16 protein-coding genes are annotated in these 13,472 nt (G+C 70.9%); 9 read left to right on the top strand and 7 right to left on the bottom strand.

Features of this window, described 5'->3' with window-relative positions; all coding sequences use genetic code 11:
- Positions 1–6 precede the first annotated feature (6 nt).
- The 7 genes from ABZ659_RS24880 (at position 7) to ABZ659_RS24850 (ending at position 3,646) form a co-directional block, all read left to right on the top strand.
- Complete coding sequence (locus tag ABZ659_RS24880) at positions 7–264, top strand: type B 50S ribosomal protein L31 (protein ID WP_360223993.1); 258 nt, start codon at positions 7–9, stop codon at positions 262–264.
- A gap of 4 nt (positions 265–268) precedes the next feature.
- Positions 269–1,402: a GTP-binding protein gene (locus tag ABZ659_RS24875; RefSeq protein ID WP_360223991.1), complete on the top strand. Its 1,134-nt coding sequence runs from the start codon at positions 269–271 to the stop codon at positions 1,400–1,402.
- 6 nt (positions 1,403–1,408) lie between these two features.
- A complete protein-coding gene (gene rpsR / locus ABZ659_RS24870) occupies positions 1,409–1,642 on the top strand; it encodes a 30S ribosomal protein S18 (RefSeq protein ID WP_360223989.1) in 234 nt (77 codons plus the stop codon).
- A gap of 79 nt (positions 1,643–1,721) precedes the next feature.
- Complete coding sequence (locus ABZ659_RS24865; RefSeq protein ID WP_360223987.1) at positions 1,722–2,132, top strand: VOC family protein; 411 nt, start codon at positions 1,722–1,724, stop codon at positions 2,130–2,132.
- Between the two features lie 8 nt (positions 2,133–2,140).
- Entirely contained in the window at positions 2,141–2,515 is a 375-nt protein-coding gene (locus tag ABZ659_RS24860; protein ID WP_360223985.1) for a metalloregulator ArsR/SmtB family transcription factor, read from the top strand.
- Between the two features lie 266 nt (positions 2,516–2,781).
- On the top strand, positions 2,782–3,213 hold the full coding sequence (locus ABZ659_RS24855; protein ID WP_360224042.1) for an SRPBCC domain-containing protein: 432 nt from the start codon (positions 2,782–2,784) through the stop codon (positions 3,211–3,213).
- 214 nt (positions 3,214–3,427) lie between these two features.
- Positions 3,428–3,646: a DUF397 domain-containing protein gene (locus tag ABZ659_RS24850; protein ID WP_360224040.1), complete on the top strand. Its 219-nt coding sequence runs from the start codon at positions 3,428–3,430 to the stop codon at positions 3,644–3,646.
- Between the two features lie 137 nt (positions 3,647–3,783).
- Here the strand turns inward: ABZ659_RS24850 and ABZ659_RS24845 are convergent, their stop codons facing one another.
- On the bottom strand, positions 3,784–4,371 hold the full coding sequence (locus tag ABZ659_RS24845) for an ATP-binding protein (protein ID WP_360223983.1): 588 nt from the start codon (positions 4,369–4,371) through the stop codon (positions 3,784–3,786).
- Positions 4,372–4,756: 385 nt separating this feature from the next.
- On the opposite strand from ABZ659_RS24845, the gene ABZ659_RS24840 reads away from it, so the two are divergent.
- Positions 4,757–5,581, top strand: a complete 825-nt coding sequence (locus ABZ659_RS24840; RefSeq protein WP_360224038.1) for a helix-turn-helix transcriptional regulator — start codon at positions 4,757–4,759, stop codon at positions 5,579–5,581.
- Positions 5,582–5,698: 117 nt separating this feature from the next.
- Positions 5,699–7,159, top strand: a complete 1,461-nt coding sequence (locus ABZ659_RS24835; RefSeq protein ID WP_360223981.1) for an aldehyde dehydrogenase family protein — start codon at positions 5,699–5,701, stop codon at positions 7,157–7,159.
- Positions 7,160–7,204: 45 nt separating this feature from the next.
- Here ABZ659_RS24835 and ABZ659_RS24830 read toward each other — a convergent pair whose 3' ends face one another.
- The 6 genes from ABZ659_RS24830 to ABZ659_RS24805 form a co-directional block, all read right to left on the bottom strand.
- Positions 7,205–8,206 carry a VTT domain-containing protein gene (locus ABZ659_RS24830; protein WP_360223979.1) on the bottom strand — a complete coding sequence of 334 codons (1,002 nt, stop codon included), beginning with the start codon at positions 8,204–8,206 and terminating at the stop codon, positions 7,205–7,207.
- Positions 8,207–8,354: 148 nt separating this feature from the next.
- Positions 8,355–9,116 (bottom strand): MerR family transcriptional regulator, encoded by a 762-nt coding sequence (locus ABZ659_RS24825; RefSeq protein WP_360223977.1) that lies wholly within the window; start codon positions 9,114–9,116, stop codon positions 8,355–8,357.
- Positions 9,117–9,199: 83 nt separating this feature from the next.
- Complete coding sequence (locus tag ABZ659_RS24820) at positions 9,200–9,961, bottom strand: ABC transporter permease (protein ID WP_360223975.1); 762 nt, start codon at positions 9,959–9,961, stop codon at positions 9,200–9,202.
- Positions 9,958–10,923, bottom strand: coding sequence for an ATP-binding cassette domain-containing protein (locus ABZ659_RS24815; protein ID WP_360223973.1), 966 nt, complete (start codon positions 10,921–10,923; stop codon positions 9,958–9,960). Before ABZ659_RS24815 ends, ABZ659_RS24820 begins: the two co-directional genes overlap by 4 nt.
- Before the next feature lie 74 nt (positions 10,924–10,997).
- Positions 10,998–11,639 carry a PadR family transcriptional regulator gene (locus ABZ659_RS24810; protein ID WP_360223971.1) on the bottom strand — a complete coding sequence of 214 codons (642 nt, stop codon included), beginning with the start codon at positions 11,637–11,639 and terminating at the stop codon, positions 10,998–11,000.
- A gap of 101 nt (positions 11,640–11,740) precedes the next feature.
- Positions 11,741–13,417 (bottom strand): threonine/serine exporter family protein, encoded by a 1,677-nt coding sequence (locus tag ABZ659_RS24805; RefSeq protein ID WP_360223969.1) that lies wholly within the window; start codon positions 13,415–13,417, stop codon positions 11,741–11,743.
- Between the last annotated feature and the right edge of the window lie 55 nt (positions 13,418–13,472).

The following is a 13,472-nucleotide window of genomic DNA, read 5'->3' as shown; positions in this document are numbered from 1 at the left end:
ACCGTCATGCGCGAGGGAATCCACCCGGAGTACGGCCCCGTCGTCTTCCGCGACCGTGCCGCCAACCACGCCTTCCTGACCCGCTCCACACTGGCCGGGGTGCCCACGGAGAAGACGATCGAGTGGGAGGACGGCAACACCTACCCCGTCGTCGACGTCGAGATCTCCAACGTCAGCCACCCCTTCTACACGGGCACCGCCCGCGTCCTGGACACCGCCGGACGCGTCGAGCGCTTCGAGCGCCGGTACGGGAAGCAGGGCTGAGGGGGTGCCGGCCGACCTGCCCGTCGTCATCGTCGCCGGACTGCACGCCGACGCCCGCAAGGCCGCCGTGGAGCGGCTGCTCGCCGAGGTGCCCGGGAGCGTCGTACTCCACCACGACCTGGCCACCGCCGCGGCCGGGACCGTCGTACGGACCGTTCGGGACGCCGCCGGGCCGCGGTCCGCCGGTGAGGCGCCGCTGGTGAACGACTGCGCGTGCTGCGCGCTGCGCGAGGACCTGGTGCCGGAGCTGGAGCGGCTGGCGGAGGCGGGGGAGACCCGGCTCGCGGTCGTCGAACTGTGGGACTCCGTCGAGCCCAAGGCGATGGCCGAGGTGGTCACGGGCGGCGGACTCACCGTCACCGGCGTGATCACCGCCCTCGACCCGGCGCTGGTGCTGCCGTACCTCGGCAACGGCGACGACCTCGCTGACGGTGGCCTCGCCGCGGCGGCCAGCGACCGGCGCACGGTCGCCGACACCTTCGCGCGGCAGCTGGAGTACGCCCCCGTCCTGGCCCTCGTCGACTCCCCGGAGGCCGACGACGAGGACCACGAACTGCTCGCCCAGCTGCACCCCACGGCCCGCCAGGTGCTCCTCGGCCACGAGGGCCTGGCGGGCGCCGCGCTCGCCGGGTTCGACGTGGACGCCGCCGCCGCGGCCCAGCACCCGGCGTGCGCCCTGCTGCCCGCCGAGGCCGACGCCCAGGGCGTGACGACGCTGGTCTGGCAGCGGCGCCGCCCCTTCCACCCGGAGCGGCTGTACGCGGCGCTTGAAGACCTGACCTGCGCCGCGGCCCGCAGCCGTGGGCGGTTCTGGCTCGCCGAGAAGCCGGACACGCTGCTGCACTGGGACGCCGCCGGGGGCGCGCTGTGCGTGGAGAGCGCGGGACCCTGGCTGGCGTCGCTGCCGGACGCGGCCTGGGAGACGGTCCCGCCGGTGCGCCGGGCCGCCGCCGCGCTGGACTGGCACCCCGAGCACGGCGACCGCTGCCAGCACCTGGTCTTCACCTCCCCCGGGCTCGACCGGGAGGGGCTCACCGGGCTGCTGGAGTCCTGTCTGCTCACCGATGCCGAGTACGCCGCCGGACGCGAGGCGTGGAAGCGCCTGCCGTCCGCCTTCGACACCCTCCTGGAGGTCTGACCCGACATGCCCCGCGAGGCCGACCGCAAGCCCGTCAAGAGCCGTCCCAACCCGCTGCTCCAGGCGGGGGTCACCTATATCGACTACAAGGACACCGACCTGCTGCGGAAGTTCGTCTCCGACCGCGGCAAGATCCGCAGCCGCCGGGTCACGCGGGTGACCGCCCAGCAGCAGCGGCTGCTCGCGCGCGCCATCAGGAACGCCCGGGAGATGGCGTTGCTGCCCTACGGGGTCCGCTGAGCCGCGCCCACGTCATGACCCTTAGGTAGGCGATTCCCTACGTTTGACAGGTAGGGAATCGCCTACCTATTGTCGTTCCATGACCACCACGGACACCCACCCCACCTCCCACATCACCCACGCCTCCTTCGTCACCCTCCCGGTCGCCGACCAGGACCGCGCCCTGCGCTTCTACACGGACGTGCTCGGCTTCGAGGTCGCCGCCGACCGCGACATGCCGCCCGGCCGGTGGCTCCAGGTCGCGCCCCGGGGCGCACAGACCGCCTTCACGCTCGCGGGACCGGGCGTGGGCGGTTTCGCGCCCGGCACCGCGCGGGGGATCATGTTGGTCACGACCGATGTCGACGCCGACTGCGCGCGGCTTGCTGCGGCCGGGGTCGCCGTACAGGGTCCGGACGAGCAGCCGTGGGGGCGGATGGCCTCCTTCCGCGATCCGGACGGCAACGGTCTGCTGCTGTTGACGGAGAAGACGGAGACGGAAGGCTTCTGACCACCACCATGACCACCACCGGGGCCCCCGCCACCGGTGCCGGAACCGGCACCGCCGTCGAGGACCGTGTCTTCGCCGCGCTCGCCAACGCCACCCGCCGCGAGGTGCTGCGCCTGCTGCGCGACGGCGGGCCCCAGCCGGTCCAGGCCCTGGCCGACCACTTCGACATGCGGCGCCCCAGCCTCTCGGAACACCTCAAGGTGCTCCGGGAGGCCGGTCTCGTCTCCGAACAGCGCGTCGGCCGCCAGCGCATCTACCGCCTGGAGGCGGCCCCGCTCGCCGAGGTGCAGGACTGGCTCCACCCGTACGAGCGGTTCTGGCGCGAGCGGCTCAGGAGCCTCGGCCGCCTCCTCGACCACATGCCCGACGATGATCCGGCATGAACCGCGAACCCGGCCCCGAACCCGGACCCGAACCCGGACCCGAACCCGGACCCGGACCCGGACCCAAATCCGAACCCGGACCCGGACCCGAACCCGGACCCGGACCCAAATCCGGACCCTGCCCCGAACCCGAACGCGAACCCAGACCGGAACCTGACCCCGAGCCCCGCCCCGCACTCGCCCCCGCATTCGGCCCCGAATCCGCGCCCGAACCCGCCCCCGCCAATGCAGCCTTCGGGGAGCCCGAGCCCCCCGACCCCACCACCATCCGTGTAGACCAGTTCCTCCCCCACCCGCCCGCCAAGGTCTGGCGTGCTCTCACGGACCCCGAGTTGCTCGCGCGATGGCAGATGCCGGGCGCCGCGGACTTCCGTCTGGAGGTCGGGCACCGGTACCGGATGACCTCCGTCCCACGCCCCCACACCCGCTTCTCCGGTGCGGTCGACGTCCAGGTGCTCGCCTACGACGCCCAGCGGATGCTCCGGCTCCGCTGGGCCGACGCCGATCCGGCCAATCCCGTGGACTGGACGATCACGTGGACGTTGGAACAGGAAGGCCGCGGTACGCGTCTGTTCCTAGTGCACGAGGGATTCGACCCGGATGACCCGGCGCAGATGATGGCACGGAAGATCATGGACGGGGGCTGGCGCTCGCATGTCCTGCGAAGTCTGGGGCAGACGCTCGAAAGGGTGCGGTGAGGCGGTCGGGCGGCCTCACCGGGGCACCGGCAACCTGTAATCACGAGAACACCCCTCGTGCACGTGCATCTGCAAGTGCGTATGCGCCTGCATATGCTCATGCGGTTGCACATGAACGAGGTTATGATCCGGGTCAGTTGACCACTGCATCAATGGCCACACCAGCCAGTGCACCACCGGGGAGCGACCTGTGGATCACGACGTGTACAACGGCATGGCCGCCACCGAACTGAGCGGCGTGGCCTGGCAGAAGAGCCGGTACAGCAACTCTCAGGGCTCGTGCGTGGAGTTCGCGCGGTTGCCCGGCGGGGAGGTGGCGGTACGCAACAGCCGCTTCCCCGACGGTCCCGCGCTCGTCTACACGCGCGCCGAGATCGAGGCGATGCTCCTGGGGGTCAAGGACGGCGAGTTCGACCACCTGATAGCGGGGTGAGCGCGCAGCCGCACGCCCCGCCGCGTCGCCACACTATGCCGTAACGTTTCAGCAGGAACAGAGCATAACCAGGAACAGCGCGTATCCACGAACAGTGCGTAACACGAACAGCGCGTAACGGGGTGTGAAGCGATGCCTCACGCCCCCGGTCGTGGATCGCCCGCCCGCTGGCCGTTCAGGCCGCCGCCCTCCGGCGGCTGGAGTCGGAACAGCGCCCAGACCACCTTGCCGGTGAGGGTGCCCGCCAGCGGGTGCCAGCCCCAGCTGTCGCAGAAGGACTCGACGAGGAACAGCCCGCGCCCGGACTCCGCCGAGAAGTCCTCGGTGTCCCGGGCGACCGGGGTGCCGTCGCTGGGATCCCGCACCGCGCACACCAACCGCTCGGTCCAGCGCATCAGATGCAGCCGTACCGGAGGTTCCTGCCCCGCGAGCTGCCCCGCGAACTGACCCGCGCCCTGGCTCCGGAAGTGCCCCGCGGATCCGTTCCCACCGCATTCCGGAGCGGTCGCGGGCACCGCGTGCCGCAGCGCGTTGGTGACCAGTTCCGACACGACCAGGCAGATGTCGTCGAAGCGTTCGTCGATCCCCCACTGTTCGAGCGTGACCCGGGTGAACCGCCGTGCCTCGCGCACCGCTTCGTAGCGGGCGGACAGGGCGCAGGAGGAGGCTGAGGAAACGGCCGCGGGGTCCAGCGGCGGAAGGCCCTGCCTTAACGGCTTGAGCATGGTCGATCCATTCGTCCCCATGCGAGGCACTCCCGGGAATTCGCGGACGGTGCGAGGCGGCGGTGGTGCGGGACCATGGTTTCGGATGCGTACAGCAGATGCAAGGGCAGATGCACGTGCACGCGACCGAATTGGACCCTCCCGTACCGCTTCTTGGCCATTTTTTCCGCCATCTTGGCGTCGCTTTCTTGCCCGACTCTCCTTCCCCTACCCCCCTTCGGCCCCTTGACTGGCCCGGAACTTGAGCGGAATCTTGGCTTCTTTCCATCTCTGTAACCGGGCGAGTACTGCTCGGAGTGTTTTAGTGGCAGACTGCGGGCCCTGAAGACGGTTGGGGAGGCTGGCGAACGTGAGTGCGGGAGAGCCCGGATCGGTGGTGCGGCGGATGCTGCTCGGCTCGCAACTCAGGCGACTGCGAGAGGCGCGCGGGATCACGCGCGAGGCGGCTGGTTACTCGATCCGCGCCTCCGAGTCGAAGATCAGCCGGATGGAGTTGGGCCGGGTGAGCTTCAAGACACGGGATGTGGAAGACCTGCTGACGCTGTACGGCATCACGGACGACGGGGAGCGCAACTCGCTGCTCTCCCTCGCCCGCGAGGCCAACGTGGCGGGGTGGTGGCACAGTTACTCGGACGTTCTGCCGAGCTGGTTCCCCACCTATGTCGGTCTGGAGGGGGCGGCGGCCGTCATCCGCGCGTACGAGGTGCAGTTCGTGCACGGACTGCTCCAGACCGAGGCGTACGCGCGAGCGGTCGTCCGGCGCGGCATGGAGGGCGCGAGCGAGGCCGACGTGGAGCGGCGGGTGACGCTGCGCCTGGAGCGGCAGAAGCACCTCGTCTCCGAGAACGCCCCCGACTTCCACATCGTCCTCGACGAGGCCGCCCTGCGTCGCCCCTACGGCGACCGCGAGGTGATGCGCGGGCAGCTCCAGCACCTGATCGAGATCTCCGAGCGGCCCAACGTACGCCTCCAGGTCATGCCGTTCACCTTCGGCGGGCACTCCGGGGAGAGCGGCGCGTTCACCATCCTCAGTTTCCCCGAGTCCGACCTGTCGGACGTCGTCTATCTGGAGCAGCTCACCAGCGCGCTGTACCTCGACAAGCCGGAGGACGTGGCGCAGTACGAAAAGGCCCTGAAAGAACTCCAAAGGGACAGCCCCGGGCCGGACGCCAGTCGGGACCTGCTGCGCGGCCTGCTCCAACTCTCCTGAAACAACCGCTCCAACTCGGCTATAACGCAAGTACGATGACGAACGATCAGGCTGTCAAGTCGATCATCTTTCCGCCATCTTTGCGCGGCTTCGCGCGGCAGGGGATTGAGGGATCACATGTCGTCGTACTTCACCGACCTGGCTCAGCAGTACATCGACGGTGAATGGCGCCCGGGAACGGGTTCCTGGGACATCATCGACTGCAACCCGTACGACGGCGAGAAGCTGGCCTCGATCACGATAGCCACGGTCGACGAGATAGATCAGGCGTACCGTGCCGCCGCCCGCGCCCAGGGCGCGTGGGCCTCGGCGGGCGCGTTCGCCCGGCGGGCCGTGCTGGAGAAGGCGCTGCGCCTGGTCGAGGAGCGCGAGGCGGAGATCGCGGACGTGATCGTCGCCGAGCTGGGCGGCACCCGGCTGAAGGCCGCCTTCGAACTCCACCTCGCCAAGGAGTTCCTGAGCGAGGCCGTCAACCTGACGACACGCCCGGAGACCAAGGTCCTGCCGTCCCCGGACCCCGGCAAGGAGAACCGCCTCTACCGCGCCCCCGTCGGTGTCGTCGGCGTCATCAGCCCCTTCAACTTCCCCTTCCTGCTCTCCCTGAAGTCGGTCGCCCCGGCGCTCGCCCTCGGCAACGGCGTCGTCATCAAGCCGCACCAGGACACGCCCGTCACCGGCGGCACCCTGATCGCGAAGCTCTTCGAGGACGCGGGCCTCCCGGCCGGGCTGCTCAACGTGATCGTCACGGACATCGCCGAGGTCGGTGACGCGTTCATCGAGCACCCCGTGCCCAAGGTGATCTCCTTCACCGGCTCGGACAAGATCGGCCGCCATCTCGCCACCATCTGCGCCGGGCAGTTCAAGCGGGTCATCCTCGAACTCGGCGGCAACAGCGCGCTCGTCGTCCTCGACGACGCCGACATCGACTACGCCGTCGACGCCGCCGTCTTCAGCCGGTACGTGCATCAGGGGCAGGTCTGCATGGCCGCCAACCGGGTGCTGGTGGACCGGTCGGTCGCGGGCGAGTTCACCGACAAGTTCGTGGCCAAGGTCAGGTCCCTCAAGGCCGGGGACCCGAACGACCCGCTGACCGTCATCGGCCCGCTGATCAACTCCTCGCAGGCCGAGTCGGTCTCCGCCACCGTCGAGCAGGCGCTCGCCGAGGGCGCCACCGCCCTGGTGCGCGGCACCACCACGGGCAACCTCGTGGAGCCGTCCGTCCTGACCGGCCTGCCCGCCGACTCGCCCCTGCTCCGGCAGGAGGTCTTCGGACCCGTCGTCTTCCTCCTCCCGTTCGACGGTGAGGAGGAGGCCGTACGCCTCGTCAACGACACCCCCTACGGCCTCAGCGGCGCCGTGCACACCGGTGACGTGGAGCGCGGGGTGCGGTTCGCCCAGCGGATCGACACCGGCATGTTCCATGTGAACGACGGCACCGTGCACGACGAGCCGCTCGTGCCCTTCGGCGGGGAGAAGAACTCCGGCGTCGGCCGCCTCAACGGGGAGACGACCCTGGAGGCGTTCACCAGCCTGAAGTGGATCTCGGTACAGCACGGCCGGAGCGCGTTCCCGTTCTGAGCGACGGTTGACCGGCCCCGGCCCCTCGTGGACGCCGGGCGCCGGTCAGCGCTGCGGGTAGCCCCCCTGGTCGTAGGGGTACTGCTGCTGGTCCTGGGAGTACCGCTGCTGGTCGTGCGGGTACTGCTGCTGGTGCTGGGGGTACTGCGGCGCGTACGGCTGGGCGGGCTGGTCGTAGCCGCCCTGGTAGGCGTCCTGCGGGTACCCGCCCTGCTGCTGGTCGCCGTAGCCCTGGTCGCCGTAGCCCTGCTGGCCCTGGTGGCCGTAGCCCTGGTCGCCGTGCGGCTGGTTCTGGTGGGTCGGCGGGACGCGGCGGAGCTGGGTGGTGGCGTCGTCCATGGTCGGCTGCTGCTGGTATGCGGGCTGGTGGGGGGCGCGCGGCGCGGCGGCGGACTCCGGGGCCGGCGCGGGGGCCTGCGGGTTCCTCTTGTTCTGCGAGCGGGCCCGCAGCAGCTCGATGATGATCGGGACGACCGAGACGAGGACGATCAGGATCAGGATCGCCTCGATGTTCTGCTTGACGAAGTCGATGTTGCCCAGCCAGGCGCCGAGCATCGTCACACCGGCGCCCCACAGGATGCCGCCGATCACGTTGAACGTCAGGAACGAGCGGTACCGCATACCGCTGACGCCCGCGATGATCGGCGTGAACGTGCGCACGATGGGCACGAAGCGGGCCAGGACCAGGGACTTCGGGCCGTACTTCTCGAAGAACTCGTGCGCCTTGACCACGTTCTCCTGTTTGAAGAGGCGGGAGTCCGGGCGGGTGAAGAGTGCCGGGCCGACCTTCTTGCCGAACATGTAGCCCGCCTGGTCGCCCAGGATCGCGGCGACGCAGATCAGGATGATCGCCGCCCACAGCGGGAAGTCCAGCTGGTTCGAGGTGATCAGCAGACCGGCGGTGAACAGCAGGGAGTCGCCCGGCAGGAAGAAACCGATCAGGAGACCGGACTCGGCGAAGACGATGAGGAGCAGGCCCCAGATGCCGAAGGTGTCCAGAAGGTAGTTCGGATCCAGCCAGCTCGGTCCGAGGGCAAGCGTCGTCACGGTTCCGGGCTCCTGAGGGGTTGGGAAGTACGGCGTCCAGTACGGCCGGACAAAGCTATCAACGCATCGCGTCCGCCCCGGGTTCCACCGGTCGGTACCGATCGCACTGTGGGCCGGGTCGCACCCGGCGGGTCCGGCCCACGGTGCCTCAGGAGGAGTGCCGGGCGGCGTTCGCCACGATCGCGTCCCGCAGGTGCTCGGCGAGGCCGGGACGCAGGGAGTCGTAGAACGCCTTGAAGCGCTCGTCGGCGACGTACATCTCGCCGAGGCCCTGGTGGACGTCGTACGGGCACTCGTAGAACCAGGTGCAGATGTGCCGCCGGTGCTCCTCGGCCATGTCCATGGCGCGCTCGCCGGTCGGCTGCTCACCGGCGGCCATCAGGGCGCCGTAGCGCCCGCCCCAGTCGGCCACCTCCGCCTGCATCCGCTTCCAGTCCTCCTTGGTGTAGCCCGCGGCGCGGCGCTGTGACTCCGCGTACGCCTCGGTGCCGCCCCAGCGCTGCTCCGCCTCCTCCGCGTACTGCTCGGGGTCCTTGTCCCCGAAGACCTCGAAGCGCTCCTCCGGTGTGAGGTTGATCCCCATCTTGCGTGCCTCCATGGCGTGCTCCACGGCCGCCGCCATCTTCCGCAGCCGCTCGATCCGGGCGGTCAGCAGCTCGTGCTGGCGGCGCAGGTGCGCGCGCGGGTCCGCGTCCGGGTCGTCCAGCAGGACGGCGACCTCGTCGAGGGGGAAGCCCAGCTCCCGGTAGAACAGGATCTGCTGCAACCGGTCGAGGTCGGCCTCGCCGTAACGCCGGTGCCCCGCGCGGGTGCGTTCGCTCGGCACGAGCAGGCCGACGTCGTCGTAGTGGTGCAGGGTGCGCACCGTCACTCCGGCGAAGCCGGCGACCTGTCCCACGGAGTAGCTCACTTCCGCTCCCTTCTCGGTACGCGCCCCACGATGGGCCCTCACGCGACGTGAGGTGCAAGCCGCCGTCCCGCGCGGGACGTGCCCTACGCGCTCAGGCGCCCGAACCGGCGTACCGCCAGCGGGAAGAACAGCGCGAGCAGGGCCAGCGGCCAGGCGACGGCGGCCCAGACGTGGCCCGGCTCCCCGCCCGGGTTGCCGAACAGGTCGCGTACGGCCGTCGCGGTCTGGGACATCGGGTTCCACTCGACGACCGTGCCCAGCCAGTCCGGCATCGAGCCGGGTTCGGCGATCACGTTGGAGAGGAAGCCGACCGGCCAGACCAGGATCTGCACGGCCTGCACCAGCTCCGGCTTCCCCGCCACCAGCGCCAGCTCGATGCCGATCCACAGCATCGCGAACCGGAACAGCAGCAGCAGGCCGACCGCGCCGAGGAACGCGCCGACGCCGCCGTGGGTCCGCCAGCCCAGCGCGTGGCCGACGCCGATGAGCACGGCCAGCGTGAGCGCCGACTGGAGCATGTCGGCGGCCGCCCGGCCCACCAGCACCGCGCCGTTGGCCATGGGCATCGAGCGGAACCTGTCGATCACGCCCTTGTTGAGGTCCTGGGTGACGGCCAGCAGGGTGCTCTCCAGGCCGAACGCCATGGTCAGCGCCAACATGCCGGGCACCAGGTAGTCGACGTACGCCCCGTCCACGCCCCGGCCGCCGCCGATCAGGTAGCCGAACATCAGCAGCAGCATCACCGCGAAGACCAGGTTCACGGTCAGCTGCACGGGCTGCCGGGCCCAGTGGGCCAGCTCCCGCCGGGTCATGGTCCAGGAATCGGTCAGGGCGTGGATGCTCACGCGGCCTCCTCTGCTCGCTTGCCGTCCTCCGTGAGGTGGAGGAAGACCTCGTCCAGCGTCGGGCGCCGCAGCGCGATGTCCTCCGCGTCGACACCGCCCTCCTCCAGCGCCCGTACGACGGCGGAGAGCGCCGCCATCCGGTCCGTGACCGGGGCGCTGAGCAGCCGCCGGTCGGCGTCGACGGACACGGTGTCCTTGGGCACCGGCAGCAGCGCGACGGCGGCGCCGAGCTGCCCGGCGTCGCGCAGCACGACGTCGATGCGGTCGCCGCCCGTCAGCGCCTTCAGCTCGCCCGCGGTGCCCTCGGCGACGACACGGCCCCGGTCGACGACCGAGATGCGGTCGGCGAGCTGGTCGGCCTCCTCCAGGTACTGGGTGGTGAGCAGTACCGTCGTACCGCCGCCGACCAGGGAGCGGACGGCCGCCCACACCTCGGCGCGCCCGCGCGGGTCGAGTCCGGTGGTGGGTTCGTCGAGGAAGAGCACCTCCGGTTCGGTGATCAGGGACGCGGCGAGGTCGAGGCGGCGCCGCATACCGCCGCTGTACTGCTTGACCGCCTTGCGGCCGGTGTCGGTGAGGCCGAAGCGCTCCAGCAACTCGTCCGCGCGGGCGCGGGCCCGGCGGGCGCCCAGGTGGTGGAGGCGGCCGAACATCTCCAGGTTCTGGTGGCCGCCGAGTCCTTCGTCGAGTGCCGCGTGCTGGCCCAGCAGGCCGATGCGCGAGCGCACCGCGCGGGCCTGCGCCACGGCGTCGTGCCCGGCGACCTCGACCCGGCCGGAGTCCGGCCGCAGCAGCGTGGACAGGATGCGGACCAGGGTCGTCTTGCCCGCCCCGTTGGGCCCGAGCACGCCGTGCACGGTGCCGCGCGCCACGGTCAGATCGAGCCCCGCCAGCGCGGCTCCGCCGTTCCTGCCGCCGTACTTCTTGTGTGCCCCTACGACGGTGATGGCCGTGTCGGCCACGGTGACCCCCTTGCTAGTCAAACTTGACCACTGGCTCGGAGGGTAACGTGGGGCAGGTCGTTGGTCAAACTTGATTAGAGGGTGTCCCCGGGATGCCGCTCGCCCGTCGCGTACGGGTTCTCCTCGCCCTCCGCCAGCACCCCGACGAACGGCTCCCCCTCACCGGCGAAGGTGTACGCGCCGCCCTCGACGCGTCCGATCAGCCCCCGGGTCCACTCGGCCTCGGCGTCGGCCGTGTGCACCCACAGGTTCATGATCTCGCCGATGTGGCCCAGCTGCTCGGGGCCGGACTCGGGCACGTAGTGCTCGGTGACCGCCGCCCGCCACTCCTCGATGCGCCGGGTGCGCTCCTTCAGCAGCGCCACGGCCTCCTCCCGGGGCAGGTCGACCAGGAAGCCGATGGCGGCGGACTTGACGTCCATCTTCTGGTCATAGGCGACGAGGGCCCCGCGCAGCAGCGCGAAGAACTCCGCGTCGCCCGCCGGGGTGATCTCGTACTCGGTGCGCGGCGGGCCGCCCGCCGTCGACGGGGCGATCTCGTGCGCGTGCAGCAGGCCCTGCTTGGCCATCTGCTTCAGGGCGTGGTAGATCGAGCCGGGTTTGGCGTTGGACCACTCGTGCGCGCCCCAGTACTCCAGGTCGTTGCGGACCTGGTAGCCGTGGGCCCGCCCGTGCTGGCGCACCGCGCCGAGCACCAGGAGACGGATCGCTGACATGCGGTCCAGGTTATGACCCACCCGCGCGGGCGCTCCGCCCGAGGCCCGGGAACGGGGCCTGCCCGAGGCCCGGGAACGGGGCCTGCCCGACGGGGGCCCAGCTAGAACCCGCGCGTGCGCTTCGCCCCCTTGCGGCCCTCCGCGGAGCCCACCCGCAGGAAGAGCCGCGAAATCTCCGACCCGAGGTTGACGCCGATCGCGATGGCGATGGCGAGCGCACCGGCCTTGGTGAGGGAGTCCAGACCGCTGTCGACATCGTTCTGGGCGATCGACAGCAGCCCGAAGTACGTCGCCGAACCCGGCAGCAGCGGGCCGATCGCGGCCGTCGTGTACGGCAGCGCGGACGCGTACCGGTAGCGGGACAGCAACTGCCCGAAGAGGCCCACCAGACCCGCCGCGACGGCCGTGGAGGCGACGGGGGAGAGGTCGCCCGCGTAGTGCATGGCGCCGTACACCGCCCACGCGACGCCGCCGTTCAGGGTGACCGCCAGCACGGTGGACCGTTCCTGCTGGAGCAGCACGGCGAACGTCAGCGACAGCAGCATCGACGCCGCCAGCTGCAACGCCGGCCGCTCCGCGATGTTCAGCGCCGCGTCCGGGTTGAGCCCGGCGCCCAGCTGGACCCCGAAGTAGAGCACCACCAGCACCCCGACGACGATCCCCACGAAGAAGTACATGACCTCCAGGAGCCGGGCCGCGGCGGTGATGTAGAAGCCGGTCAGACCGTCCTGCACGCCCGCCACCAGCGCCCGCCCGGGCAGCAGCGCGAACAGCCCACCGGTGATGACCGCGGAGGCCCGCACGTCGGCGTGCGCCAGGGTCAGCGTGACCCCGATGGCGGCCGGGGGCATCGCCGCCACCGTGAACTGGTAGAACTCCGGCAGCCCGCGCCCCGCGCACAGCCACGCCAGCCGGTCCCCGAGCATGGCGCCCAGGGCGGCGGCGAAGAACACCAGCACACCACCGCCGACCAGCACCGAGGCCGCACCCGCCAGCAGCCCGCTCGCCGAGGTCAGCACCCAGGTCGGATAGGGGTGCCGGTTGCGGCGCATCTCCGCCAGCCGCCGGTACGCCTCCTCCAGGGAGAGGTGCGCCTCCGGGTCGGACAGGTCGTCCACCAGCTGGAACACCGCCGCCAGCCGCGTGTAGTCGGTGCCCCGGCGCCGTACCGTCCGGGAGGCGGTGACGGGGTCCTCCACCAGGGATGGCTGGTAGGAGATCGACAACAGGGTGAAGGTGACGTTCGGCTCGCAGCGGTCCAGACCGTAGGACCGGCACACGGCGAACATCGCCGCCTCCACGTCCTCGGCGCCCTCCCCGCCCGCCAGCAGCAGCTCACCGATACGCAGCGTCAGGTCGAGCACGCGCGGGACGGCCGGTCCGCCGTCCTCCGCTTTCGGGCCCGGCTCCGGCGCGGGCCGCTCCGTCACCGGCAGCCGCAGCATCGTGCGCATCCGCACCTGCCACGGCGCGTCCTTCGTGAGGCTGACGACCGGCACACCGCTCGGCGGCGTGAACGCGGGCGGTGCGCTGCGCGAGCTGTAGGTGCTCGGCGGGTTGAACGCGGAGCCCTCCTGGTCCGCCGCGGGGCGTACGTCGAGGCCCTCCGGGACGGCGAACTCCGACGTCGTCTCCGACTCCGGCGCCGGCCGCGACACCTCCAGCCCGCGCGGCAGCGCGAACTCGGACGTCGTCGACGCCTCGCCGTCTCCCGACGACGGGGCGAACGCGCTCCTCGCCTCGTCCGAATGCGGCTTGCGGTCCTCCGCGTCCGTCACTTGCGCAGCGCTCCCTGTACGACGTACGACTCCGTCACCACTCGTGTGCCCAGCC

It is taken from the genome of Streptomyces sp. NPDC006997, assembly GCF_040635175.1.
Classification (GTDB): domain Bacteria; phylum Actinomycetota; class Actinomycetes; order Streptomycetales; family Streptomycetaceae; genus Streptomyces.
Note: the sequence above shows the minus strand (reverse complement) of the source record. Positions and strands in the feature narration are given on the sequence as shown.